The sequence below is a fragment of the Streptomyces sp. NPDC017979 genome, assembly GCF_044328175.1.
Taxonomy (GTDB): domain Bacteria; phylum Actinomycetota; class Actinomycetes; order Streptomycetales; family Streptomycetaceae; genus Streptomyces.
This window is the reverse complement of the sequence record NZ_JBIRGU010000006.1, coordinates 208,282-233,039: the sequence shown is the minus strand read 5'-3', so window position 1 is coordinate 233,039 and position 24,758 is coordinate 208,282. Positions and strand designations below refer to the sequence as shown.

At 71.3% G+C, this 24,758-nt stretch carries 25 protein-coding genes; 12 read left to right on the top strand and 13 right to left on the bottom strand.

The window, feature by feature from the left end; genetic code table 11:
* The first annotated feature begins 180 nt into the window (after positions 1–180).
* Entirely contained in the window at positions 181–1,035 is an 855-nt protein-coding gene (locus ACH4E8_RS19040; protein WP_398449601.1) for a helix-turn-helix domain-containing protein, read from the top strand.
* A complete protein-coding gene (locus ACH4E8_RS19035) occupies positions 1,032–1,592 on the top strand; it encodes a DUF397 domain-containing protein (RefSeq protein WP_398449599.1) in 561 nt (186 codons plus the stop codon). Before ACH4E8_RS19040 ends, ACH4E8_RS19035 begins: the two co-directional genes overlap by 4 nt.
* Before the next feature lie 176 nt (positions 1,593–1,768).
* Here the strand turns inward: ACH4E8_RS19035 and ACH4E8_RS19030 are convergent, their stop codons facing one another.
* The 3 genes from ACH4E8_RS19030 to ACH4E8_RS19020 form a co-directional block, all read right to left on the bottom strand.
* The gene (locus ACH4E8_RS19030) at positions 1,769–2,422 is read right to left on the bottom strand and encodes a hypothetical protein (RefSeq protein ID WP_398449597.1); all 654 of its coding nucleotides are present in this window, start codon (positions 2,420–2,422) and stop codon (positions 1,769–1,771) included.
* Between the two features lie 286 nt (positions 2,423–2,708).
* Positions 2,709–3,980, bottom strand: coding sequence for a phosphatase PAP2 family protein (locus ACH4E8_RS19025; RefSeq protein ID WP_398449758.1), 1,272 nt, complete (start codon positions 3,978–3,980; stop codon positions 2,709–2,711).
* 381 nt (positions 3,981–4,361) lie between these two features.
* Positions 4,362–4,805, bottom strand: a complete 444-nt coding sequence (locus tag ACH4E8_RS19020; RefSeq protein WP_398449595.1) for a hypothetical protein — start codon at positions 4,803–4,805, stop codon at positions 4,362–4,364.
* Positions 4,806–4,934: 129 nt separating this feature from the next.
* Here ACH4E8_RS19020 and ACH4E8_RS19015 point away from each other — a divergent pair, with 129 nt between their 5' ends.
* From ACH4E8_RS19015 to ACH4E8_RS19000, 4 genes are all read left to right on the top strand, one after another.
* Entirely contained in the window at positions 4,935–5,735 is an 801-nt protein-coding gene (locus ACH4E8_RS19015) for a helix-turn-helix domain-containing protein (RefSeq protein ID WP_398449756.1), read from the top strand.
* 206 nt (positions 5,736–5,941) lie between these two features.
* The gene (locus ACH4E8_RS19010; RefSeq protein ID WP_398449593.1) at positions 5,942–6,895 is read left to right on the top strand and encodes an aromatic prenyltransferase; all 954 of its coding nucleotides are present in this window, start codon (positions 5,942–5,944) and stop codon (positions 6,893–6,895) included.
* On the top strand, positions 6,892–7,725 hold the full coding sequence (locus tag ACH4E8_RS19005) for a class II aldolase/adducin family protein (RefSeq protein WP_398449592.1): 834 nt from the start codon (positions 6,892–6,894) through the stop codon (positions 7,723–7,725). The genes ACH4E8_RS19010 and ACH4E8_RS19005 overlap by 4 nt, the downstream gene beginning before the upstream one ends.
* Complete coding sequence (locus ACH4E8_RS19000; RefSeq protein ID WP_398449590.1) at positions 7,722–8,513, top strand: class I SAM-dependent methyltransferase; 792 nt, start codon at positions 7,722–7,724, stop codon at positions 8,511–8,513. Before ACH4E8_RS19005 ends, ACH4E8_RS19000 begins: the two co-directional genes overlap by 4 nt.
* Positions 8,514–8,595: 82 nt before the next feature.
* On the opposite strand, the gene ACH4E8_RS18995 is transcribed toward ACH4E8_RS19000, so the two are convergent.
* The 5 genes from ACH4E8_RS18995 to ACH4E8_RS18975 all read right to left on the bottom strand — a co-directional run bounded on the left by ACH4E8_RS18995 (position 8,596) and on the right by ACH4E8_RS18975 (position 13,323).
* Complete coding sequence (locus ACH4E8_RS18995) at positions 8,596–9,354, bottom strand: ABC transporter ATP-binding protein (RefSeq protein ID WP_398449588.1); 759 nt, start codon at positions 9,352–9,354, stop codon at positions 8,596–8,598.
* Positions 9,351–10,379 (bottom strand): iron chelate uptake ABC transporter family permease subunit, encoded by a 1,029-nt coding sequence (locus ACH4E8_RS18990; RefSeq protein ID WP_398449586.1) that lies wholly within the window; start codon positions 10,377–10,379, stop codon positions 9,351–9,353. The genes ACH4E8_RS18995 and ACH4E8_RS18990 overlap by 4 nt, the downstream gene beginning before the upstream one ends.
* Complete coding sequence (locus tag ACH4E8_RS18985; protein WP_398449584.1) at positions 10,372–11,334, bottom strand: iron chelate uptake ABC transporter family permease subunit; 963 nt, start codon at positions 11,332–11,334, stop codon at positions 10,372–10,374. Before ACH4E8_RS18985 ends, ACH4E8_RS18990 begins: the two co-directional genes overlap by 8 nt.
* Before the next feature lie 88 nt (positions 11,335–11,422).
* Entirely contained in the window at positions 11,423–12,412 is a 990-nt protein-coding gene (locus tag ACH4E8_RS18980) for a siderophore ABC transporter substrate-binding protein (protein WP_398449582.1), read from the bottom strand.
* A gap of 266 nt (positions 12,413–12,678) precedes the next feature.
* Complete coding sequence (locus tag ACH4E8_RS18975) at positions 12,679–13,323, bottom strand: TetR family transcriptional regulator (RefSeq protein WP_398449580.1); 645 nt, start codon at positions 13,321–13,323, stop codon at positions 12,679–12,681.
* 92 nt (positions 13,324–13,415) lie between these two features.
* Here ACH4E8_RS18975 and ACH4E8_RS18970 point away from each other — a divergent pair, with 92 nt between their 5' ends.
* Positions 13,416–14,333, top strand: coding sequence for an oxidoreductase (locus ACH4E8_RS18970; RefSeq protein ID WP_398449578.1), 918 nt, complete (start codon positions 13,416–13,418; stop codon positions 14,331–14,333).
* A gap of 184 nt (positions 14,334–14,517) precedes the next feature.
* On the top strand, positions 14,518–14,991 hold the full coding sequence (locus tag ACH4E8_RS18965) for a carboxymuconolactone decarboxylase family protein (RefSeq protein ID WP_398449576.1): 474 nt from the start codon (positions 14,518–14,520) through the stop codon (positions 14,989–14,991).
* A gap of 99 nt (positions 14,992–15,090) precedes the next feature.
* Here ACH4E8_RS18965 and ACH4E8_RS18960 read toward each other — a convergent pair whose 3' ends face one another.
* Together ACH4E8_RS18960 and ACH4E8_RS18955 are read right to left on the bottom strand one after the other, a co-directional pair.
* Complete coding sequence (locus ACH4E8_RS18960) at positions 15,091–15,732, bottom strand: hypothetical protein (RefSeq protein WP_398449574.1); 642 nt, start codon at positions 15,730–15,732, stop codon at positions 15,091–15,093.
* Between the two features lie 296 nt (positions 15,733–16,028).
* Positions 16,029–16,775: an SDR family oxidoreductase gene (locus ACH4E8_RS18955; RefSeq protein ID WP_398449572.1), complete on the bottom strand. Its 747-nt coding sequence runs from the start codon at positions 16,773–16,775 to the stop codon at positions 16,029–16,031.
* A 149-nt stretch (positions 16,776–16,924) separates the two neighbouring features.
* Between ACH4E8_RS18955 and ACH4E8_RS18950 the strand changes: the two genes are divergently transcribed.
* Positions 16,925–17,398 carry an RrF2 family transcriptional regulator gene (locus ACH4E8_RS18950; RefSeq protein WP_398449570.1) on the top strand — a complete coding sequence of 158 codons (474 nt, stop codon included), beginning with the start codon at positions 16,925–16,927 and terminating at the stop codon, positions 17,396–17,398.
* Between the two features lie 15 nt (positions 17,399–17,413).
* Here the strand turns inward: ACH4E8_RS18950 and ACH4E8_RS18945 are convergent, their stop codons facing one another.
* Complete coding sequence (locus ACH4E8_RS18945; protein WP_398449568.1) at positions 17,414–18,790, bottom strand: MFS transporter; 1,377 nt, start codon at positions 18,788–18,790, stop codon at positions 17,414–17,416.
* 480 nt (positions 18,791–19,270) lie between these two features.
* On the opposite strand from ACH4E8_RS18945, the gene ACH4E8_RS18940 reads away from it, so the two are divergent.
* Positions 19,271–20,017: an SAM-dependent methyltransferase gene (locus tag ACH4E8_RS18940; protein ID WP_398449566.1), complete on the top strand. Its 747-nt coding sequence runs from the start codon at positions 19,271–19,273 to the stop codon at positions 20,015–20,017.
* A 110-nt stretch (positions 20,018–20,127) separates the two neighbouring features.
* Here the strand turns inward: ACH4E8_RS18940 and ACH4E8_RS18935 are convergent, their stop codons facing one another.
* Together ACH4E8_RS18935 and ACH4E8_RS18930 are read right to left on the bottom strand one after the other, a co-directional pair.
* Positions 20,128–20,799, bottom strand: a complete 672-nt coding sequence (locus ACH4E8_RS18935; protein WP_398449564.1) for a histidine phosphatase family protein — start codon at positions 20,797–20,799, stop codon at positions 20,128–20,130.
* A 64-nt stretch (positions 20,800–20,863) separates the two neighbouring features.
* Positions 20,864–21,691, bottom strand: a complete 828-nt coding sequence (locus ACH4E8_RS18930; RefSeq protein WP_398449562.1) for an SDR family NAD(P)-dependent oxidoreductase — start codon at positions 21,689–21,691, stop codon at positions 20,864–20,866.
* Between the two features lie 306 nt (positions 21,692–21,997).
* Between ACH4E8_RS18930 and ACH4E8_RS18925 the strand changes: the two genes are divergently transcribed.
* Together ACH4E8_RS18925 and ACH4E8_RS18920 are read left to right on the top strand one after the other, a co-directional pair.
* Positions 21,998–23,260: an aspartate aminotransferase family protein gene (locus tag ACH4E8_RS18925; protein ID WP_398449560.1), complete on the top strand. Its 1,263-nt coding sequence runs from the start codon at positions 21,998–22,000 to the stop codon at positions 23,258–23,260.
* Positions 23,260–24,717 carry a class I adenylate-forming enzyme family protein gene (locus ACH4E8_RS18920; RefSeq protein WP_398449558.1) on the top strand — a complete coding sequence of 486 codons (1,458 nt, stop codon included), beginning with the start codon at positions 23,260–23,262 and terminating at the stop codon, positions 24,715–24,717. Before ACH4E8_RS18925 ends, ACH4E8_RS18920 begins: the two co-directional genes overlap by 1 nt.
* Positions 24,718–24,758 lie beyond the last annotated feature (41 nt).

The following is a 24,758-nucleotide window of genomic DNA, read 5'->3' as shown; positions in this document are numbered from 1 at the left end:
TCACCGAGGGTGACGGGACGGTCCTACGGTGAGGAGTATCCGGCGACGTACGGTGCGCGACTGTCCAGCCGTCGGGCCGGACTGTCCGGGCTACTGCCGGAACTGTCCGGATGTCCGCCCGTGACGGCCGTCGGGTGCCGGTCGGTGAGTCCACGGGACGATCGAGAACGGCGGTGGGCAATGGAAGCACGCAGCGCGGAGGACCCGGCGGGTTCGGAAGAGGTCACGGACCTCTTCCGCGCCATCGGCCGCATGATCAAGTCCGCCCGGGAACGGGCCGGCCTGAACCAGCGGCAGTTGGGCCAGCGAGTCGGCTACGGCGAGGAGCAGATCTCCTCCATCGAACGCGGCCGCCGCACCCCGCAACCGGAGTTCCTGGTGACGGTGGACGAAGTGCTGAAGTGCGGCGGATTGGTGGCGGTACTGGCGGACGATGTCGCGCTGGCGAAGGCACGGAGAAGGGTGCGGCATCCGGAGTGGTTCCGGGACTATGCGGCGTTGGAGGCGCAGGCGGTCGAGCTGCACGACTACAGCACCTTGATCATCCCGGGACTCTTCCAGACGGAGAGGTACGCGAGAACGGTCCTCACCGCGAGGCGCCCCATCCTGGACGAGGACACCATCGAGCACCGTGTGGCCGCCAGGCTCGCCCGGCAGCAGATTCTGACCCGTTGGCCCCCTCCGACCGTGACGGCCGTCATCGAGGAGTCAGTCTTGCGCCGGGGCATCGGTGGGCGCCAGATCCAACACGAGCAGTTGGAACACCTATTGGAGCTGAGCCACCTTCGCAACGTCGAGATCCAGGTACTACCACTGGACTGCGAGAGCCACGCAGGCATGGACGGGCCGTTCATCCTCCTCACTCCTAACGGAAAGGCGCAGGTCGGGTATAGCGAGGTGCAGGGCTTCAACCGCCTTGTCACCGACCCGGAGGAGGTCCGTATGCTGGCCGCACGCTACGGGAGCATCCGAGGCCAGGCACTCAGCCCGTCCGGCTCCCGGGCGCTTGTCGAGAATCTGCTGGGGGAATCATGACGAACGGGCAGGCCCCACAGCTCAACTGGTTCAAGAGCAGTCACAGCGGTAGCGAGGGCGGCGCGTGCGTCGAGGTCGCTGCCAACCTCCACACTGTCCACGTACGCGACTCCAAGAACCGCGGCGGCGCACAGCTCAGCTTCACGTCCGCCGCATGGGGTGGGTTCATCGCCGGCCAGGCCGCACAGCCCAGCTGGCACAAAAGCTCCTACAGCAGTGGAGAAGGCGGCGAGTGCGTCGAGGTTGCCACCAACCTCCGCTCAGTCCGCGTACGAGACTCCAAGGAACCCAGCGGACCACATCTCACCATCGCACCCCACGCTTGGGTCACATTCATCACCGACCAAGCCACGCAACATAACTGGCGCAAGAGCAGCCACAGCGGCGGGGACGGCGGCGAGTGCGTCGAGGTCGCAGCCAACCCCCACACCGTCCACGTACGCGACTCCAAGAACCGCGGCGGCGCACAGCTCAGCTTCACATCCGCCGCATGGGGTGGGTTCATCGCCGGGCAGGGCGCACGGCCCGATGGGTTCAGCGGCCCGGCCCGTGATTGACCGCGAGTGCTGCGCGCTGGGGGACGGCCCTTAGCGCGGGTGGACGACTCCTGACTCAAGGGGGCGGGTCTCGACGAGTTCGAGACAGGACGGCGGCGGGTCGAGTCGGCCCGCCGCCGTGAAGGTGTTTCTGCCCGAGCGGACGGATTGCCGCCGATTCCTCGGGACGGGCTCTGCTAGTTGAAGCGAAGCTGGTTCGACGAAGCCGTGTTCCTGAGCGCTGCACTGATGTTGTGCCGTACGTTCGTCATCGTGTTCATCAGGAGCATTTGCTGATTGAATTGCTGATACGTCTTCATCATCTGAACCTGGTGCGGATTCGTCCCGATGGGCGACGGACAGACGTAGCACAGCATCGAGTCCGCGCGGTCGTTGAAGCCGACGCTGCCGAAGTTCGAGTAGTCGCAGTACATGTTGGTCGACGAGCCCGTGCCGTTGAGACCGTCGTAGTAGCGAATGGTCACCCAGGGGTGACACGTGCCGGCGGGAGCGGTCGCGGTGCGGGTCTGCTTCGGAAGGGCGACTCCCCACTTCCGGGCGGCTTCCTTGGCGGCCTCGGGGGGCAGGCCGCCCCTGGCGATCAGGTCGAGGTCCACCTCGCGTTCGGTCGCGAAGCAGGTGAGCTGGCCCTGACCGTTCCCGTCGTGACAGTGGGTCTCGCCGATCTCGCTCTCCAGGGCGGCCAGCGTCGTCACCGTGCCCTTGTACTCGACGCGGGTGGTGCTCGCTCCGGTGCGGGTGCCCGTCTCATCGGCGAAGGCCGTGGCGGGGAGGGCGACCATGGTCAGCGCCAGCGCGGCTAACGTGGCGAACAGCTTGATTCTCAACATTCCGGCATCGTAATTCCCCCCTCGGTTATCAAAGGAGGGTCGACGAAATCACCGGGTGATGGGCGGGCGGGTATCGATCACTGCGCACGAACGGTTCGAGTTGCTCGATCTCGACGCGCACCTCACGGGCGGGATATTCCGCGGTGCATTCCACCGTCCACGTACGCGAATCCAAGAGCCACCGCCCGCGCACGACTCGCCTTCGTGTCCCGCGCGTGGACCGAGGCCATCGCCGGCGTCGGGCGGGGCCGGTCACCACGACCGGCCCCGCTCGACGCCCAGCGGATCACACCAACTCGGGCTCCGACTTCGGCTCCCGGGACGGCGCGGGCTGCGCGTCCCAGGCCCGCGTGGTGCGGACGTAGACGTAGATCACCGAGGCCATCGACAGGAGCAGGAGGGGGCCGAACACCCACGGGTAGTCGGCCATCTCCGTCGCCAGGAAGCGGTAGGAGACCAGCAGCGCGGCGAAGGTCGTGACGCCGTGGGCGACGATGAGCGTGGCCGAGCGGTCCCAGCCGCGGTTCAGGCCGCGCAGGGCCGCCTCGATGGTGAGCACGAAGACGACGCCGGCGATGAGGTCCACGCCGTAGTGGTAGCCGAAGCCCAGCGTCGCGGCGAGCGTGGCGACCAGCCAGAACGTGCCGGCGTACTTCAGCAGGCGGGGGCTCTTGCGGGTGTGGACGAAGATCGCCACCGACCATGCCGTGTGGAGGCTGGGCATGCAGTTGCGCGGGGTGAACTCGTCGAAGGTGAACGCCTCGGGGGTGCCGATGGACGGCAGTGCGTTCGGCCAGACCTCGGCGGCGGCCCAGGAACCGCCTTCCGCGCCGTAGGCGTAGATCGGTCCGACGACCGGGAAGATCATGTAGATGCCCGGGCCGAGCAGTCCGATCACGAGGAACGTGCGGACCAGGTGGTGGCTGGGGAAGGCGCGGTCCCTGGCCACGTTGCGCAGTTGGTACAGCGCCGCCACCACGGCGGCGACGGCGAGTTGGACGTAGACCCAGTCGAGGACGTTCTCGCCGATGTTGCCGGTGGCTTCGACGACCCGGCCCACCACCCAGGACGGGTTGCCCAGCGCCTGGTCCGCGGTGACCAGGTAGGGGTCGAGCACTTCTGGCTTGGTCTTGGAGGTGATCAGCAGCCAGGTGTCGCCGGTCTTGCGGCCCGTCACCAGGATCAGGCCCAGTCCGACGCCCTTCAGCAGCAGGGTGCGCTCCGCGCCGGTGCGGCGCGTGACGGCGATGACCGCACAGGCGACGATCACCCACAGCGCCCCGCTGCCGGAGCCTATTCGGGCGTCCAGCAGCCAGCGTACGAGCGTGAGGACGAGGTCGATGCCTATCGCGGCGCCGAGGGCGATGAACCGCTGCCGCCAGGTGAGCACCACCATCATCAGCGCCATGCTGGCGTAGAGCAGCGGCCCCGACGCGGGCTTGACGATCAGCTCGCGCGCCTGGGTGGTCATCGGCCCGGGCAGACCGTAATGGCGTGCGGAGACCTCCAGCGCGATGAGGAAGCCGAGGACCACCAGGCCCGCTGCGCCCCACAGCAACACCCGTGGCCGGCGCCAACCAGCGGGCAGCTTTTGGCTACTTATTCGCGAAGCGTCCCGCGATGTTACACGTATCAATGATTTGGCCGATTTGCTTGATTTTTGGTTAAGGGCGGCTTTCGCGCCGAATGCCACTGTTTCCAGTGAAGGGAGGGTGATCAGGGCGATCGTCGCGAATTCGATCATGTTAGCGAAGTGGTGCGGGTGAGTTCCGCGGGTCGCTGGGACGCCCCGTGCCCGCACGACACGGGAGAGGAACTCGGCCCGCGCTCCGCGCGAAGCGCTCCACCGTAACCCGGGCCGTCGGCGCCGTCCGACGGATGTGGCGCACCTTACGCGCGGGCCGCGGCGCCCCGGTGCGGGGCGGGCCGCCGCGCACCGTCAGGCCGCGTGCGTCAGCCGGCGCAGACCCACCTGCTCAAGGGCCGCGTAGACCGTCACGACGACCGCTCCGACCAGCAGGAAGACACATCCGAAGTCGGTGAGGGAGAGCGGGTCGGCGAACGCCAGCGCGACGCAGCCGACGCCCGAGAGCAGATTCACGGTGATGACCGTTCGCGCGATCACGGGACGGATCACCGGAAGGCGGGCGATCAGGAGCAGGACTGCGGCCCCGGCGAGTTGATAGGCGCCGAATCCGTAGGTGAAAGCGGCGGGCATGCCGGTCAGGTCCCCGAGCGGGCCGGCGGCGACGATCAGGATCGCGGCCATCACCGCGGTGCTCACGCCGTCGACGCGCACCACCAGGCGCAGCATCCGCGCCGGGTCGTCGGGGCGGGCGGCTTCGGTGAGTGCCGTGGTGGGCGTGGGCCGGGCGTGCGTCATCGCGAGTTCCTTTGCGTCGGGGGCGTGGCCCTCACGGGGAGGGGCGCTCACCGTGACACGTGCGACGTCATGGACTCCATGACCTCCCAGGTCATGGCCCGGCTGGCGCAGATGGCTACGGTGGGGGGCATGGACGACGACGATCCGCGCCGCGTCGGCGGGCTGCTCCGGCAGTGGCGGCGGCGCAGGAAGCTCAGCCAACTCGACCTGGCGCTGCTGGCGGACACCTCGACCCGGCACCTGTCCTGCGTCGAGACGGGCCGGGCGCGCCCCAGCCGGAGCATGGTGCTGCGGCTGGCCGAGCACCTGGACGTACCGCTACGGGACCGCAACGGGCTGCTGCTCGCGGCCGGCTACGCGCCCGCGTACCGCGAGAGCCCGCTCGACAGCGAGCGGATGACGATGGCGCACGCGGCGCTGCGGGCGATGCTGGCGAACCACGAGCCGAATCCGTCGGTCGTGATCGACCGCGGCTGGAACGTCGTCGACCGCAACGCGGCCATGTCGGTCCTGCTGGGTCCCGTGCCGTCCTGGCTGACCGGCCCGGACGCGAACGTCATGCGGTTGATCCTGCACCCGGACGGCCTCGCCGGGCACTGTCTGAACTTCGCCGAGGTCCGCGGGCACGCCCTCGCGCGCCTCGCCCAGCAGGCCGCCGCGACGGGCAGCCGGGAGTTGCGGGAACTGCACGACGAGGTCTCCGCGTACCCCGCGCCACCGGAGGCGGGCGACGGCGTGCCGGCGCCGACCGACCCCGGCGGGTTCACGGCACCGCTGCGGGTCCGGACGCCGCTCGGGGACCTGTCGCTGTTCAGCATGATCGCCACCTTCGGCGCGCCGGCGGACGTGACCCTGTCGGAGTTGGCCGTGGAGACCTTCTTCCCGGCGGACGAGGCCACCGCACGGGTGCTGCGCGAACTGGCTCGCTGACGGGAGGCGTGGAGGGAACGTGACGAGTGCTCTCGCAAGCCGGGGCGTGCGCCCTGGTTCCCGGGTCCGGACGGTCGGATCATGAGGGTGGTTGTTGCACGGGGGAACACATCTCGCCGTACCGGTCGACAAGGAGTTCCATGCCCCCCTCCTCCTTCGACGCAACTGCCTCATCAGCACCACCCCTCCCATCCCGTTTGTCAACTTTGTCCACCCGGCGGTTTCGCGCGGACATCATCAGCACGGCCGGGGCCATCGGCGCGCCGGTCTCCCACCGCACCATTGACACCGTCATCGACGCGTTCGCGGAGAACTTCGCCAGCGGAGCGACCCTGTGGAAGACCACCAGCCGCCCCGGTGACCACCTGGCGTACCGCTTCTTCTCCCGGACCCGGACCGACACCCTCGGCCGGGCAGTGGCGGCGCGCCTGCTCCACGCGGCGCATCCGATGCTGCCCGCGGTCCGGGCGTGGAGCGAGATGTACGACGGCGCCCCGGTGCAGTCCGGGGACTTCGACGCCGCGCGGGGACTCGCCAAGACGTGGTTGCACTTCGGCGGGCTGCGTCCGGCCGCGGAGGTGTTCGGCGGGCGCCAGGTGCCCACCGCGGTGCGGGACCTGCTGCCGGACTTCCTGGCGCTGGGCCTGGCGCACCTGCGGTTCGTGGCCTGCGACTGGCGAAGGAGCACCGCGAACTTCTACTTCCGCGCCGAAGGGCCGCTCACCGAGCGGCAGTTCGCCCGCATCCACGCCCTGGCGGGCGGCGCGCCGCCCCGGCCGGACCTGGTCGCCGAGGTCATCGCGTACGTACCGGACGACTACTGCGTCGCCGTCACCGTGCCGATGGCGGGCGGGGCGGTGGAGCGGGTCTGCTTCTACGCGCTGCGTGTGCCCAAGGACCGGCTGCCGCGGGTGCCCGGGCGGATCCGCGCCTTCCTGGACGCGGCGCCGAGCCACGACGCGGACGAGTGCAACGTCATCGGCTGGTCCTTCGGGCGCAGCGGCGACTACGTCAAGGCGGAGCGCAGCTACACGGGCGACATGACCGAGGTCCTGGCCTCCTGGAACTGCTTCTTCCACGGCCAGTCCGGCCGGGACGAGCAACTCCGCGCCGCCCGCCCGGGCACGACCGCAGCGGCCGGCGAAGGGAGCACCTCGTGACGGACCCGCTGGCGAACATGCCCGGCGACGGCTACTTCGCCCGCCCGCCGGTCTTCGACACCCACGCCGAGCACCGCGCCCACCTCAAGCACCGCCACGCCGTCGCCCTGCGGCACTTCGCCCGCCTCGGCTTCGACCAGGACGGCCTGGCCGGGCTGATCACCGTGGCGGACCCCGAGCACTCCGGTACGTACTGGGCCAATCCGCTCGCCCAGCCGTTCTCCACCCTCACGCCGGAGCACTTGGTACGGGTGGACGGCGAGAGCACCGAGACCGTGGAAGGGGCGCGGCGGGTGAACGTCGCGGCCTTCAACATCCACGCCGAGATCCACCGGGCCCGCCCGGACGTCCGGGCCGTCATCCATCTGCACACCGTCTACGGCCGCGCCTTCTCCGCCTTCGCCCGGAAGCTGCCGCCGCTCACCCAGGACGCCTGCCCGTTCTTCGAGGACCACGAAGTCTTCGACGACTTCACCGGGCTCGTACTCGCCAAGGACGACGGCCGCCGCATCGCGGCCACCCTCGGCTCCGGGAAGGCGATCATCCTGAAGAACCACGGGCTGGTGACGGTGGGCGAGACGTTGGACGCGGCGGCCTGGTGGTTCACGCTCCTGGACACCTCCTGTCACGTCCAACTGCTCGCGGACGCCGCCGCGGCCGCCGGTGGCGCTCCCCGGCCGATCCCGGACGAGGTGGCGCGGCTCACCGCCGCTCAGCTGGGCTCCCACCTACTGGGCTGGAACAGCTACCAGCCCCTGCACGAGGCGACGCTGGCCCGCAATCCCGACCTGGCGCCCCGTCCCGCCTCCTCGACCGCGATCGCCGCATGAGCGAACCGTCGTACGCCGGTGGTGTCCTCGGGCACCGCCGGCCGGGCGAAGCCGCCCGGCTCGCGCTGCTGGAAGCCACCTGCGACCCCACCAGCCGAGCCCTGATCGACGCCCTGCCGCTCCCCCACGACGCGGCGTGCGCGGTCGTCGGCGCCGGCAGCGGCGCCCTGGTGCACCACCTCGCCGCCCGGTTTCCCCGGGGCCGGGTGACGGCGACGGACATCGACACCGGCTTCCTGCGGGCCCACTCCTGGCCGACGCACGTCAGCGTGGTCCGGCACGACGTCACCGCCTCGGAGTTGGCGGCCGACGCGTACGACCTCGTCCACGCGCGCGCCGTGCTCACCCATCTGCCCCACCCGGAACGGCTGGTGGCGCGGATGGCCCGCTGGCTCACGCCCGGCACCGGTCGACTCGTGGTCGAAGACCCCACGTACGCCCATCTCGACGCCGACGGCCACCCGGCCTTCGCCACCCTGCTCCGGAGCTGCGCCGAACTCCTGCGCCGCGTCCACGGCACCGACCACGCGTGGGCCGACCGCGTTCCGGCGGCGCTGGCGGCCGCGGGGCTCACCGACGTGACCGTGCACCGGCGCACGGCGGTGGTCGGCGAGGATCCCGTGGAGGACGCCTACTGGCGCAGTTGCTTCGCCCGGGCGACGCCGGAGCTGATCGCCCGGGGCCTGTTGAGCGCCGCGCAGATCGCCCGGGGCGTCGCCTGCATGGACCGGCCGGACTTTCGCCATCCGACGTGGACGGTGGTGTCGTGCTCGGCCCGAAGGCCCTGACCGGTCTGGCCGGTCAGGTCGGTCAGGCCGGTCAGGCCGGTCAGGCGTGGTCGCGGGCGGCAGGGCGCGCGGCAAGAGGTGGTCAGCGGTAGTAGACCGCCGTCCGCTGCCCGTCCACCTCGTGGATCTGGACCGGGGTGTCGAACACCTCGGTCAGCACCTCGGCGCGCATCATCTCGTCCACCGTGCCGGAGGCCGCGATGCGGCCGTCGCGCAGGGCGATGACGCGGTCGGAGTAGGTGGCGGCGAAGTTGATGTCGTGGACGATGAGGACGACCGTCTTGCCGAGTTCGTCGGCGGCCCGGCGCAGTTGGCCCATCATCCGGACGGAGTGCTTCATGTCGAGGTTGTTGAGGGGCTCGTCCAGCAGCACGTACTGGGTGTCCTGGGCCAGCACCATCGCCACGTAGGCCCGCTGCCGCTGACCGCCGGAGAGCTGGTCGAGGTAGCGGTGCTGGAGGTCGCCGAGGTGGAGGAAGTCCAGGGCCTCGTCGACGTGGGCGACGTCCTGCTTGGTGAGCCGTCCCCGGCAGTGCGGGAAGCGGCCGAAGGAGACCAGTTCCCGCACGGTGACGCGGGCGGTGAAGTGGTTCTCCTGCCGGAGGATGGACAGCACCCGGGCCACGTCGCGGGACTTCGCCCGGTGCACGTCGATGCCGTCGACCGTGACCGTGCCGGAGGTCGGCTCCGCGAGCCGGCCGACGATCGTCAGCAGGGTGGACTTCCCGGCGCCGTTGGGGCCGACGAGCGAGGTCACCCCGCCCGCCGGGATCCGGCCGGTGACCGGGCCGAGCACCACGTGCTCCCCGTACGCCTTGCGGATGTCGGTGAACTCGATCACAGGGTGCCCTTCCTGAGGAGGTGCGCGAGGAAGACCGCCCCGCCGAGGAACTCGATGACGACGGTGAGCATGCCGGAGGCGTAGAAGACGTGCTCCAGGACGAACTGGCCGCCGACCAGGGTGAGCAGCCCGATGAGGAAGGCCATCGGGAGGACGGCGGCGTGCCGGTGGGTGCCGGTGAACTGGTACGCGAGCATCGCGGTGACGAAGCCGAAGAAGGTCATGGGGCCGGCGAGCGCGGTGGACATCGCGATCAGCAGGGAAACCAGCAGCAGCATCACGGTCAGCTCGCGCTTGTGCGCGACGCCGAGGTTGGTGGCGGCGTCCCGCCCCAGCAGCAGGGCGTCCAGCCGGTGGCAGCGGTGCCACACGACGGCGCCGGTGACCAGGCAGACGAGCGCCGCGACCGGGAGGTACGCGACTTCCGCGCTGGTGAGCCGGCCGAAGAGCCGGGTCGCCAGCACGTCGTACTCGGAGGGCGAGAGCAGCCGTTGGAGGAAGTCCGACAGGCTGCGGAAGGCCAGTCCGAGCACCACGCCGACCAGCAGCATGACGTGGAGGCTGCCGCCGCGGCCGGAGAAGAGCCAGCGGAACAGCAGCATCGTGAAGCAGACCATCAGCAGGGTCTGGGTGATCAGCTTCGGCATCCCGTCGGTGGCGGCGAGCACGCTGCCGCCGAAGACGGAGACCAGGAGGGTCTGCATCAGGATGTAGACCGCGTCGAAGCCCATGATCGACGGGGTGAGGATCCGGTTGTGGGTGATGGTCTGGAAGACCACCGTGCCCACGGCGTGGGCGAAGGCGACCACCGCCATGGTCCCGACGACGGTCAGCCGCCGCTCGAAGGCGAAGTCGAAGGAGCCCTGGATGAAGAGGAAGAGGTAGCTGACCACGGCGGTGGCGGTGAGCACCGCCACCACGGCGAACCGGGCGGGGACCGGCAGGCCCGCGCGGGGACGGGCGCCCTTGCGCTCGCTCCGGCCGCCGTCGGGGGCCGCGGGTGCGGACGGTCGAGTCTCAGACATGGGCCTTCTCCCGCTGACGCAAGATCATCACGACGAACACGACCGCTCCGACGGCACCGAGCACCACCGTCGCCGGGATCTCCAACGGGGCGACGACGAGCCGTCCGACGAGGTCGCAGGCGATCAAGAGCGCCACGCTGCTGAGCACCACCCACGGCAGGTTGCGGCGGATGTCGTCGCCGCGGACCATCGAGACGAGGTTGGGGACGATCAACCCGAGGAAGGGGATGAACCCCACGACGACGGTGGTCACGCCGGTGGCCAGGGCGACCATGGTCAGCCCGACGAACATGATGCTGCGGTACGGCAGTCCCAGGCTCGTGGCCGTGTCCCGACCGAGCCCGGCGATGGTGAAGCGGTCGGCGGCCAGGTAGAGCCCGACGACGACGGCGCCCACCACCCACAGCGGCTCGTAGTTTCCGCGGACGATCGAACTGAAACCGCCCGAGCGCCAGGTGGCGAGCGTCTGGAGCAGTTGGTTGGAGGACGCGATGTACAGCGTCAACGAGCTGATCAACGCGCCCAGCATGATGCCCACGATCGGCACGATGACCTGGGACTTGAGCGCGATCCGGCTGAGCACGACCAGGAAGACGAGCGCTCCGGCGAACGCGAAGGCGCTGGCGGCGCCCATCTTGACCAGGGGCGACGCGGTCGGGGCGAGCAGGGTGAGCAGCAGCACGCCCAGGGCCGCCCACTCGCTGGTGCCGGTGGTGGTCGGCTCGACGAAGCGGTTCTGGACGAGCATCTGCATGATCACGCCGGAGACCGCCATCGCGGCGGCGGCGAGGACCAGCGCGAGCGTTCGCGGCACCCGGGAGATGAGGAACATGTTCCGCGCGTCGGGGTCGGTGAACAGCGCGTGCAGGTCGATGTCGTAACTGCCCACGAACAGCGAGGCAGTGACCAGGGCCAGCACGCCGAGGGCGGCCAGCAGCAGGGGGAGTCGGCGCATCGGACTTCCGGACGGGTGGGTGGTGACGCGGCGGCGCCCCCGACCACGGCGAGGTGGTCGGGGACGCTGCCGCACCGACGGGAAGGGGTCAGCCGGCCTTGCCGAAGGCGGTCGCCACCTGGCCGAACGCCTCGGTGTACGCCTGGATGCCCTCGGTCAGGTAGAAGTCGTTGTCCAGGTAGATGACCTGGTCCTTGGTGCGGAACGTGGTCTTCTCCCACGCCTCCATGCTCTCCACGACCTTCTTCGCGGGCACCGCGGTGGCGCCCTCCTTGGCGCCCACGGCGGCGTCGCGGTCGAGCAGGATCACCCAGTCGGGGTTGAGCTTCGCGATGGTCTCGGGGGCCAGCCCGGAGTTGTCGTGCACGGAGGTGCTCTTCTCGCCCTCGGCGCTGAGCACGTTCTTCAGGTTCAGCGGCTGGGTGAGACGGCTGATCCGGCTGGCGCCGTTGTCCACCTTGCCGGCGCTGGCGACGCCGAGGAAGACCTTCTCGCCCTTGGTGGCGCCGGTGGCCGACTGCTGGGCCTTGTCCAGGGCGGCGACGATCTCCTTGGCCTCCTTCTCCTTGCCGAAGATCTTGCCGAGGGTCTCGGTCTGGCCCTTCAGGGAGTTGACGTAGCCGCCCTTGGCCTCGTCGGACGGGGCGATGTCGATCGTCTTGGCGATCTTGGACAGCTTGTCGTGGTGCTCGGCGAAGCGGTAGCCGCCGATGATCAGGTCCGGCTCGGCGGCGTTGATGGCCTCGAACTTCGGCTCGTGGTGGATGCCGGCGTCCTGGATCGAAGAATCGTTTCTCCAGTCGTCGTAGCCCTCCTTCGGCAGCAGCTGCTTGGGCACCGAGACGGGCTTGACGCCGAGCGCCTTGAGCGTGCCGAAGGAGGTGTTGTCGAGGGCGACGACCCGGGCGGGCTTGAGGGGCACCTCGACCTCGCCCTTGGCGGTCGCGACCTTGACGTCGCCCTGGCTCTTGCCGGAGCCCGACGACTTGTCTGACTCACCACAGGCGCTCAGCACCAGACCCGTGCACAGGACCGCGGAGGTCAGGACGATGGACTTGCGAAGTCGGGCGGAACGCACGGCGGCGAGCTCCTTGAACTAACGTGACCTAACTGGTCAAAGTGGACATCAAAGGGCGGTCGACGTCGCGCGGCAGGGCATGACGGCACCACGACGAGGGCGTGGCGACGGCACGCACGTCAGGACGCGTGACGGGACTGCGAAGCACTTAAGACTTCGCTTAGCCTAACCTAAGTTCTTTCGGGATCAATGCCCACCCCAACGATCCCCACACCGCCCCGACCTCGACGAACGGCGCCGGATCGGCTGAAGGGGCCGCACACCCTTCAGGTCGCGCCCGGGCCTCCATTGCTCACGCCGGTGCGTACGACCGCGTCCAGCGCCGGCGCGATGACGGCGAAGGCGCGATCGGTCAGGGCGGCCGCGTCCGCGGCGCCCCCGCTGTCGCTCCACCGCTGCAACACGGTGTGGAACGCCGCCAGGGCCGCCCCGGCCGCCAACTGCGGATACAGCTCGTCCGCCGGGTCGAGTTCGAGTCGACGGGCCAACTCCTCCGCCAACTCCTCGCGCCACTGCGCCTGCCGCTCCAAGAAGCGGGCGAGCAACGCGGGCGTGCGCAGGATCAGTTGGACGACGTGCAACGCACGGTCCCCGTGATCCGCACAGGCGTCGACCGAGCACCACACCGCATGGCGCAGGGCGGTCGACGGCGACTCCTCCGCCGGCCGGCGCGCCAGTTCGTCCCGCATGCCGACGCCGAGGTCGGCCAGGAGCTGGACGACCACGTCCTCCTTGGAGGCGAAGTAGCGGAAGAAGGTCCGCTTGGACACGCCGGCGGCCGCGGCGATCTCGTCCACGGTGACCGCGTCGAAGCCGTCGCGCACCAGCAGCCCCAGCGCCGCCTGCGTCAGTTCGTCGACGACCAGTTGACGCTTGCGCTGGGCGAGGGTCCCTGCCGGTCGGGGTGTCATCGACCCATCGTAGGGCCCGAAGGGTTCGATGCCATCGATGGCATCACGCGGCAATATTGACACTTGGTGCCACGAGCGCCACCGTGGGCCGCATGACGAGTCAGAAGCACTGGACGACCGACCAGATGCCGGAGCAGCACGGGCGGACCTTCGTCGTCACCGGAGCCAACAGCGGCCTCGGGCTGGCCACCACCCGGGCGCTCGCCGCGAAGGGCGCCCACGTGGTACTCGCCGTCCGCGACGAGCTGAGGGGCCGTCAAGCGGCCGCCCGCGTACGGGCCGGTCAGCCGGGCGCCCGGCTGGACGTGCGCCGACTGGACCTGGCGGACCTGGCGTCGATCCGCGCCTTCGCCGCCGGGCTGCGCCGCGACGGCATCCGCCCGGACGTGCTCATCAACAACGCCGGGGTGATGGCACCGCCCCGTACGCTCACCGCCCGGGGCGACGAGGTGCAGTTCGCCGTCAACCACCTCGGGCACTTCGCCCTCACCGAGGTGCTGCTCGGCCTGCTGGCGGGCGGCGACGACCCCCGCGTGGTCACCGTCACCTCGACCAACCACCGACGGGCCAGGATCGCCTTCGACGACCTGTCGGGCGAGCGGTCGTACTCGCCGATGGGCCACTACGACCAGTCGAAGCTGGCCAACGCCGTCTTCGGCTGGGAGCTGCACCGGCGGTTGACCGCGGCCGGCAGCCCCGTGCGCAGCGTCCTGGCCCACCCCGGCTACGCCGCCACCAACCTCCAGAGCGGCGACCCCGTCGGCCGGGTGCGGTTCCTCTTCGGCGGGCTCCTGCTGCCGCTCGCCCAGTCCGCGGACCGGGGCGCACTGCCGCAGTTGTATGCGGCGACCGCGCCGGGCGTACGGGGCGGCGAGCTGTACGGTCCGGGCGGCGCGGGCGAGCTGCGCGGGGCGCCCAAGCGGGTGCGGCTGGCGCCGCGGGCCACCGACGCCGAGACCGGCGACCGGCTGTGGCGCGTGTCGGAACGGCTGACGGCCGGCGACGCGTAGGACGTGCGCGGGCTCCCCCGAGTCCGGGCGCCCAGGCGTCGCGCCCCTCCCCCTCGGCCCGTCGGACACGTGGCGCAGCCCGCCCGAAGGTGCTGAGACGCAGGTCACAGCCTCGGGTGTCACAACGGGAGCGGCCGTCGGGTCATAGGGGTGTACGCATCGCACACGACCCAGGAGCAACGCCATGACCGCACGTCTCAACCTCTTCGACAACCCGACCATCGCCGCGGTCTTCAAGCACGTCTACGCCGCCGGCAAGGTCATCGAGACCTCGGCCCTGCCCGCCGCCACCCAGGAGTTGGTGAAGATCCGCGCCAGCCAGATCAACGGCTGCGGCTTCTGCACCGACATGCACACCAAGGAGGCCGCGCACGCCGGCGAGACCGCGACGCGCCTCCACCTCATCGCGACCTGGCGGGAGGCCACGGTGTTCACCGACGCCGAGCGCGCCGCGCTGGAGCTGACGGAGGAGGGCACCCGGATCGCCGACGCCTCCGGTGGCGTCGGCGACCAGGTGTGGGCGCGGGCCGCCGAGCACTTCGACGAGGAGCAGCTCTCCTCGCTGATCGCCCTCATCGGGCTCATCAACACCTACAACCGGTTGAACGTGATCGTCCAGCAGCCCGCGGGCAGCTACAAGGTCGGCCAGTTCGGGTGACCGCGGCGTCCCACGTGACCGGCCGGCGCCGTTGAAGCACCGGCCGCAGCGCTCACGCTCCGGGGCCTGTCATCGGACCGGGGCTTGCACAGGCATCGCTCACCGCCCGCCCTGGACGCCCCGGTCCCACGCCCGTTCGGTCCAGCGCTGCGCATCGAAGTCCTCGGGCACCTGACCGCACGGGGAGGACGCGGAGACGGTGAGGATGCCGGTCTGCCCGTGCCAGGTGACGTCGAGGGTGTCGTCGGTCTTCGGAGCCCGGTAGCGGATGCTCAGTTCCGATGCGACGCCGTCGCTGATGAGCTCCCACCCGGCCCGCTCCATCCGCTGGCGCACCCGCTGCTGCCCGGCGGCGGCGTCCTCGCGGGAGGTGGCCAGCGCCCGCCAGGTGAGGTTGAAGCTGCGCACGCCGGGCTGGTCCTCCTCGATGCGGACGAGCCCGCGCAGCCCGCGGTACGCGCAAGTGCCCGCACGCGCGGTCGGGTCGACCGCGGTCCCCGGCAGCGCCATGTCGTCGTACGCCTGCACGGCCTGTTCGTGCAGCCGGGTGCCGACCTCGTCGGGCGACACCTCGGGGTAGGCGGCGCCGCGCCAGAGGAAGGACCCGGCCGCGACGATCCCGACGACGGCGAGGGCCCCCGCGCTCCACAGGACCGCCCGCAGCGACGGACGCCCGGCCGGGCGAGCGGGCTGCGGCGGCCAGCCGGGGCCGGGCGGGAAGGGTGACGGCGGTGTCGACATGCCCGGAGCGTACGATCCGCCCCGGCGGCCGCGCGTGCGCGCGCGTACTCATCCCACCCTGAGTACCCCCACGCCGAGGACGCGCCCGCGCGGCCCTTCCGCCAGTTCGGTTGCCGTGGCGGACGCGGCGGCGCCGTGCGAAGTGCGCGGTCACGGCACCTGCACCCGGTGGGACTTGTTCGCGCAGTTCCCCGCGCCCCTCAACCCCGTCCGCCACCGGGCCGCGGAGACCAACGCTCCCGCAGGGAAACGGCAGCACCGTCCAGACGTGCCGCGAACAGGACCGCGGGCACGGCCTACGGCCGTTGCTCGGCGAGCCAGGTGTCGAAGGCGGTCGGTGCGATGCGGGCGTCCGCGGACGGGAGCATGACCTCGCCCGCCAGGCCGACGCCGAAGATGCCCGACCAGGTCGGCACGAGCTTCACCGTCCGGCCGCGCGCCTGGTGGGTGCGGCGGGCCATGTCCACCAGGTCCTGGGTCTCGGGCCCGGCGACGTCCACGTACCGTCCCTGCGGCTCGCCCGCGGCGATCTCGGCGAGCACGTCGGCCACGTCCGCGGGCGCGACGGGCTGGATGAGCAGCGGTGCGATCTGCGCGACGCCGTCCTGCTCCGCCCACCCCGCCACCATCTCGGCGAAGTCGTGGAACTGGGTGAACGGCACGATCGTCCACGGCACCGGCCCCGCGGCGACCAGCCGCTCCTGCTCGCGCTTGCCGGCGTAGTGCGCATTGCCCTCGGCCCGGTGGAGGGAGGCGATGGAGAGCAGCACGTGGTGGCGGACGCCGGCGCGCTCCTCGGCGGCGAGCAGGGTGCGGGTGGTGGTGCCGAAGTACGCGACCGCCTCGTCCCGGTCGGTCGCCCCGCAGTTGGTGGCGTCGACGACGGCGGCGACGCCGACGAGGGCGTCGTCCAGTCCCGCGCCGGTCGTCAGGTCCACGCCGAGCGAGCGGCTGATCCGTACGACCTCGTGGCCCTGGCCTTCGAGGGCGGCGACGGTGAGGGAGCCGATGTTGCCGGTGGCACCGGCGACGGCGATCTTCATGGCGCGAGTCTCTCCTTCGGTTCGGCCGACAGGACGCGCGGGCACGGCGACCGGCGCTGCTGACGGCACGACAGACGGCTGACGGCTGACGGAACGCGAAGCCATTCAAGACTATATGGACCTCTAATGTCCACGATAGAATCGTTTCCGTGAAGCTGCCTGTGAGTACTGAGTGGGTTCTGCACTGCGCCACCGCCCTGGCGCAGCTCGAACCGGGCGCCAGCGTGTCGGCGGTGCAGTTGGCGGCGCACTACGACCTGCCGGCGCCGTACCTCGTCAAGCAGCTCAAGACGCTCGTCAGGGCGGGCGTGCTCACCGCGGCCACCGGCCCGCGGGGCGGGTTCCGACTGGCCCGGCCCGCACACCAGATCACCCTGCTGGACGTCGTCGAGGCGGTGGACGGCGCGTCGTCGCCGTACGAGTGCCGGGAGATCCGACAACAGGGGCGGGGCGCGGCGCCGCCGGAGGCGTGCCGCGCCAAGTGCATCCTCGCGGTGAAGATGGCCGAGGCGCACGAGGCGTGGCGCGCCTCCCTCGCCGCGACGACGCTGACGGACGTCGTCGCGACCCTGCCGCCGCACCTGCCCGCCCGCACCCAGCGGTTGCTGGCGAAGCCGTCGTGACGTGCGGTGCGCGGCTCAACCGACCGGGCGCCGCGGGTGGCCGATCTTCGCGCCGCGGCCCAACTCGGCGAGCTTGCGCGCGTCCCGGTCCGGGTGGATCAGCAGCAGCGCGACGACCGCGCCGACGGCCATGAACGCGCCGAGCAGCAGGAAGCCGTCGCCGTAGCCGGCCGCCCGCGTCTGGCCCGCGGCCACCATGTTGCCCATCACCATCGGGGCGACGATCCCGGCCGCGCTGTAGAAGCCGGTGACGACGCCGAAGACCGCGCCGCGCTGGCGGGCGGGGACGACGTCGGACAGCCCCGCGAAGCCGGCCCCGAAGCCGGCCGCGCTCAGGCAGGCGCTCAGCACCAGCAGCACCAGCTGGAGCGGGCCGCGGTCCAGCGCGGAGAAGGCGATGACGCACGTCCCCGAGCCCAGGACCATGACGGCGGGCAGCACGCCCCGGGTGATGCGGTTGCTGACGCCGCGTCGGGTCAGCGAGCGGGACCAGAAGCCGACGGAGATCACCGCGGTGGCGCTGCCGAGGTAGGGCAGGGCCACCAGGTTTCCCGCGGTCGTCGCGTCGTAGCCGAGCCCCTCCTCCAGGTACAGCGGCAGCCAACTGACCTTGATGGCGGTGTTGGCGTACGCGACGAAGAACAGCAGCATCGCGCCGATCAACGTGCCGGTGCGGAACAGGCTCCCCAGCGGCACCCGCGGCGGCAGCACCACCGCGGCGGGCCCGCCGTCGGGCCCCTCCTCCCCGGCGGCGGACTCGGGGCCGGCGTCGCCGCCGAACAGCCAGAGCACCACCACGACCGCACCGAAGACCGCGAGCACCCCGAACGCCGCGTGCCAGGAGTGCTCGCTGATGACCCAGGTCAGCACGGGGGCCGCGATCAGCGGGCCGAGGCCGGCGCCGGCGACCACGATCGAACTGGGCACCGCCCGCTGGTGCGCCGGGAACCAGGAGTGCGCCACCTGCATGGCGAGCGCGGTCGTCGGCCCCTCGGCGAAGCCGAGCAGCACCCGGCACGCCACGATGGTGGTGAAGCCGACCTGGAAGGCCATCGGCGCCAGGCTGAGCACCCACAGCGCGGCGACGCCCGCGAGCAGCCACCGCGCCCGCACCTTTCCGCCAAGCCAGCCGCCGAGCACGGACCCGAGGGAGAAGAGCCAGAAGAAGCTGCTCTGGATGAAGCCGAAGTCGCGGTCGTCCAGTCCGAGTTCCTGCTTCATCCCGACGCCGGCGAGGCCGACCACGACCTTGTCGGCGAAGTTGACGAGCATCAGCCCCACCAGCAGCGCCAGCACGATCCACGCCTTGCGGCGGTGGGCGGCCGAGCCCCGGTCCACCGCCTTGGACGCGTGGGGCTCGGAGCCGGGTGCCGCATGCTGATCGATCGCCATGGATGCCTCCCTGGGACGTGGCCCGATTCCGGTGAAGTGAATCACCAGTAACCACGGCCCCGGAGACCGCACGGAACGCCCCTTCCGTTATCGACCGTTCACTTGACCCTCCGATCCCGGCCCCGTTCCCGAGCACCCCCAACCAACGCCCGGTCAACCCGGGCGACGGCGGGACGGCCCCAACGGCGTACGGAAGTCGCGGACTTACGGGCCCGGGGGCGGTCGGGGCGCCCACAGGGGCGAGCGGGGGCGGCGTGGGGGCGTGAACGGCCGCGTCAGGTTTGCCGGGCGGGCCGCCGTACTCGTACGCCGGCGGCGACGGCGCGGGGCGCGGTTGGCGCGGGCCGCGGTCCACGCCGCCCGCGCCCCGCACCGAAACGGCCCGGCGTCAGCGCGCCACCCGCGAGTGAGACCCCGCCCGGAACATCCCATGTGTTACGGATGTACCCCACACCCCACACCTCCGTTAGGACACGTCACGTGGATCTGCCGCGCATCTTCACCATCCGCGAAAGCAGCCACCGCATCCACAACCCGATCACCGCCGAGAAGCTGGCGACGATCGGCCGGGCGTTGCGGCTGAGGCCGGGAGCACGGGTGCTCGACCTGGCGAGCGGTTCCGGGGAGATGCTCTGCACCTGGGCGCGCGACCTCGGCGTCCGGGGCACGGGGGTGGACATCAGCAGCGTCTTCACCGCCCGGGCGCACTCGCGGGCCGTGGAGTTGGGCGTGACGGACCGGGTCGACTTCGCCCACGACGACGCCGCCGGGTACGTCGCCGACGAGCCGGTGGACCTCGCCTCGTGCCTGGGTGCGACCTGGATCGGGGGCGGCGTTCCGGGCACGGTCGACCTGCTCCGGCGCAGCCTGCGCCCGGGCGGCCTGCTGCTGCTCGGACATCCGTACTGGCGGCTGGACCCGCCCGACCGGGCCACGGTGGAGGGGTGCCACGCTGCCGACCGCTCCGACTACCTGTCACTGGCCGGGCTGATCGGCCAGTTCGGCGAACTCGGTCACGACGTGGTGGAGATGGTGCTGACCGACCAGGACAGTTGGGACAGGTACCGGGCGGCGCAGTGGTTCAACCTGCGCCGCTGGCTGGACGAGAACCCGGACGACGAACTGACGGAGCAGGTGCGCCACGAACTGCGCACCGACCCCGCGAGCTATGTGCAGCACGAGCGCGAGTACCTCGGTTGGGGCGTCTTCGCCCTGATGGCCCGCTGAACACAGGTACGGGAAGCGCCACGGACGCAGGGGCACGAAGGGGGGCCGCATCCGCCGCCGGGGCGGATGCGGCCCCCCTTCGTCCACGGGCTCGCCGCGCTACGACTCCACTACGAGGCAGGGCCGCACGAGCCTTCCAGGGACGGTTCCGCGAGATGGGCCGCGTCGTCGTACCGCACGAGGCTCCACTCCCCGCCGTCGTGGACGAACTCGCTGATCGACGTGGTCGCCGGCGACGTGTCGGAGAAGAGCGCCGGCGGGGGCACGTCCAGCAGTCCGACGGTCGCGGCCACGACGAAGCCGGCGTGGCACACCACCATGACGTCGTCGCCCCGGTGGCGCGCGGCCAGGTCGTCCATCACCAGACGCGCCCGACCGGTGAACGCGGACCAGCTCTCGCCCCCGGGGGCGAAGGGCCGGTCGCGGTGGACCGTTATGTCGAAGACGCCGTGGACCTGGGCGTACTCCTCGGTCGTGAGCCCGTCGGCGGCGCCGAAGTCCAGCTCCCGCACGCCCGGTTCGACCAGCGGTTCACCGAGCCCGAGGCCGTCCGCCAGGACGGCGGCGGTCTGGCGGGCCCGGAGGATCGGGCTGGTCAGCAGGGTGCCCGGCGGATCGTGCTCCAGCCGCAGCCGGACGGTGAGCCGGGCCGCTTCGCCCCGGCCGCGGTCGGTGAGCCCCGCGCAGTTGTCGCCCCCGGCGACGATCCGCTGCACGCTGGCGTGTGATTGTCCGTGTCGTACCAGTCTTACGCGGGTCGGTAATTCATGGTCGTGCGGCATTCTTACTTTCTTCCTTTTATCTGCTCGTACGGATCTCGGGGGTCCGGGATTCCGGCACCGACATTCAGTCGAGATGCCAACCGCCGTCGACGGCAAGGCTCTGACCGGTGATGAACCCGGCATCTTGGGATACCAGAAACTCCACCGCCGCCGCCACATCGTCCGGACTGCCGTGCCGCTGCATGCACTGGCGTGCGAACTCGCGTTTCCGCCAGGCGGGATAATCCGGATGGGACCTTTGGTCAGAACTCAACTCGATGGAGCCGGGACGAATCGAATTAACCGTAATTCCATGCGGACCAAGTTCGCGGGCGAGCGCCCGGACGAACGCCTCAAGGCCGCCCTTCGCCGCGATGTACGGAACGAGTTCGACTCGACCGGTGCGGGTCAGGACGGTGGACACCGCGACGATACGGCCGAAGCCCCGCACGACCAAATGCGGGGAGACGGACCGGACGCACGCCATGTGCGCGATCAAGTTCACGTCCACGGCACGCCGCACGTCGTCCCCGGTCGTCTGCGACCAGGGCCGGTACTCATAGGCGCCGGCATTGCACACCAGCACCTCCAGCCGCTCCCGATGCACGCGGACGGCCCGGTCGAAGGCGGCCACGGTCTCCTGGTGCGTCAAGTCGCCGACGACCGCGGCGAGGACGTCCGCACCGGCCCGCGTCGCCCGTTCGACGGTGTCCGCAAGGCCCTCGTCCGCTTCGAGGTGAGTCAGGACCAGGTCGTGGCGGGCGGCGAGGCGCACCGCGACGGCCGCCCCGAGCCCCGAGCCCGCACCGGTCACGACCGCGACGGGCCGGGCCGGGGTCACGGCTTTCCCGCTGTCATGACTTTCCCCCTTCGTCCCCGCGCTTTCCCCGACTTCCCCGACTTCCCCGTCCATCCCGTCGACTCCTTCACTCATCGCCGCGCTCCGCCCCCACTGCTTTCCCCACCATCCCGATCTTCGCCGCCTTCTCGACCTTCACTGCCTTCTCCCGTTTCGCACAATCCACGCGGAAGATCGTGCCAGTCGCCCCCGCGGCGAACCACCCCCTGCAATTCGGCCATTCCGACCGGGCGCCCTGTCGCTCTTCAGGGGTCTGCGGGACTCTGTGGTCCCCACATGCGTCGAGGTCGGAGGTTCTCTGTGAGCACCGGGGACGTTGTTCGATCATCGAATGCCGAGTGTTTGGACAGCATCAGGAGCGTGATCGCCGGCGGCGTCAGCAGCAGTCTCCGTGCCGCCGCCATACCGGTGCCCCTGGTCGTCCGCAGTGCGGAGGGCTGTTTCCTCAGGGACGTCGAGGACGGTGAACTGATCGACGTCAACATGGGCTACGGACCCCACATCTTCGGCTACGCCGACCACGACGTCCTCGGCGCCGTCGCCGATCAATTCACCAAGGGGCACATGACGGGCCTCCCCCACGAATTGGACTTCGAGGCCGGTCGGTTGATCGCCGACCTGGTGCCCGGCGTCGACATGGTCCGGTTCGCCAATTCCGGTACGGAAGCGGTGGCCTCCACCCTGCGGCTGGCCCGCGCCACCACCGGACGCCCCCTCGTCGTGACCTTCGAAGCGCACTACCACGGCTGGAGCGAAACGGTCCTGCGCGCGGGCAAGTCCACCCTCGCCACCGCCGGCAGCACCCCGTCGGACGTCGTCCCCGGCGCCCCGGGGATGATCCCCGAAGCGCTCGCCCACACCGCCCAACTGCCCTGGAACGACGCCGACGCCGTCCGTCGGCTCTTCGCCCGCGACGGCGACCGGATCGCCGCGGTCATCCTGGAGCCCGTCCTGGTCAACGCCGGTGTGATCCCCCCGGCGCCCGGCTTCCTCGAACTCCTGCGGGAACTGACCCTGGCCAACGGCGCGATGCTCGTCTTCGACGAGGTGATCACCGGCTTCCGAGTGGCCCGCGGCGGTGCCCAGGAGCGCTACGGCGTCGAGCCCGACCTCACGGTGCTGTCCAAGGTGATGGGCGGCGGCTTCCCCGTCGCCGCCTTCGGCGGCCGGGCCCACGCCATGCGGATGCTCGCCCGCAACGACGCGTACCACGCCGGCGTCTACGCCGGGAACCACGCCGCGCTGCGCGCGGTCGTCGCCAACCTCACCAAGATCAGGTCACTGCCCGAGCTGTACGACGAGTTGGAAGCCGTCGGCGCCTACGCACAGGACAGCCTGAACGAGGTCTTCGCCACCGAGCGGCGGTCGGTGCACATCACCAGGGTCGGCAGCCTGCTGTCGGTGGCCCTGCTGAAGTCCCCCGTCGACGACCCCGGCGACGTCCGCTCGCTCGCCGCCGCCGTCGACTCCTCCGGGCACCGCAAACTGCAGATGCTGGCGCAGAAGGAGGGCCTGTACTTCCACCCGAACGCGCTGGAGCCCTGGTTCCTGAGCACCGCCCACACCCGGGACGTCGTCGACAAGGCGACGGGCGCCCTGCGCCGCGCCCTCGCCGCGCTCTGATGACGCCGGAGCGCACCGCGCCGATCGAGTTGCTGCACGAGCGGGCCGCCACCGTCGGGGACGCCCCGCTCGTCAGCGACGAGTCGGGCAGCACCGGCGCCCGTGAGCTGCTGGCCCTCGTCGAACGCACCGTGGCCGCGCTCCGCGTGCACGGCGTCGGCCCTGGCGCATTGGTGGGGACGGTCGCCTGGCCGCCGGCCGCGTTCGTCGCCGACGTCCTCGCGACGGTCGCCGTCGGGGCGGTGGCCGTGCCGCTGTCGCGCCGCTGCACCCCCTGGCAGTTGGCACGGCTCCAGGCACAAGCGCCGCTGGCGTGGCTCTCGGCCCCCGACGACTCGCCCCTGACCCTGCGCTCCCCCGCGCCCCTGCGGCCGGGGCGGACCGTGAGCCGGGGCGCAGGGCGGCCGGAACCAGCCTACGAACCAGCGGCCACGGCCCAGTTGACCTCGGGCACCACGGGCAACGCCCGGCTCGCGCTGCGCCCCGCCGCCGCCCTGCTGGCCGAGGCGGAGAACTACCGCACGGCGCTGCGGCTGGCCCCCGGCGACGTCCTGCTCTCCCCGGTGCCGCTGCACCACGCGTACGGCTTCGGGCTGTGCGCCTTGGCGGCGCCGCTGGCGGGGACGCGGGTGCGCTGCGTGGACGCGGGCCGGCCGCGGGTGCTGCTGCGGGCGGCGGCGGCCGACGACGTGACGCTGTTCGTGGGCGTGCCGCCGCTGCTGCGGATGCTCGCCAAGGCGAGCCGCCCGGGCGCGCACCCCGCCGGCGGGCGCGCGGTCGGCTTCCTCTCCGCCGGCATGGCGCTCGACGAGCACACCGCCGCGTCGATCGCGACCCGCATCGGCGGCCGCGTCGGCGAGGTCTACGGGACGACGGAGACCGGGCCGATCTGCGTACGGCCGCCGCGGCCGTGGCAGCCGGGCACGGCCGCGCCCGGCGCGCCGCTCCCCGGGGTCACCGTGACCCTGGCGCCGCCCCCGGGCCGGCGGGCCGACGGCGGCCGGGCGGGGCTGGTGACGGTGCGATCGCCGTCGATGATGCTCGGCTACGCACAGGGCGGCACGATCGACGCGGCCCCGGTGCGCGACGGCTTCACCACCGGTGACCTCGCGCGCTGGGAGGGGGACGCGCTGGTCCTGGAAGGACGCCTGTCGACCTGCATCAACGTGGCCGGCGACAAGGTCAGCCCGGAGGAGGTCGAAGCCGTGCTGCTGGCCTTCCCCGAAGTGGCCTCCTGCCTGGTGGCCGGGGTGGCCGACCCGGTGCTCGGACAGCGCATCAGCGCCACGGTCACCCCGGACTCCGTTGACCTGACCGCCCTCGACCGCTTCTGCCGGGAGCGGCTCCCCGACGCCCGGGTCCCCCACCTCTACCGCGCCGTGGCCGAGTTGGCGACCACCGAGACCGGGAAGGTGATCAGACCGGCTCCGGTCGGCGCGCCGGGAAGCGCCGTCTGAGGGGCGCGCCCGGCGCGCTCTGCGAACCGAGCCGATCTTCA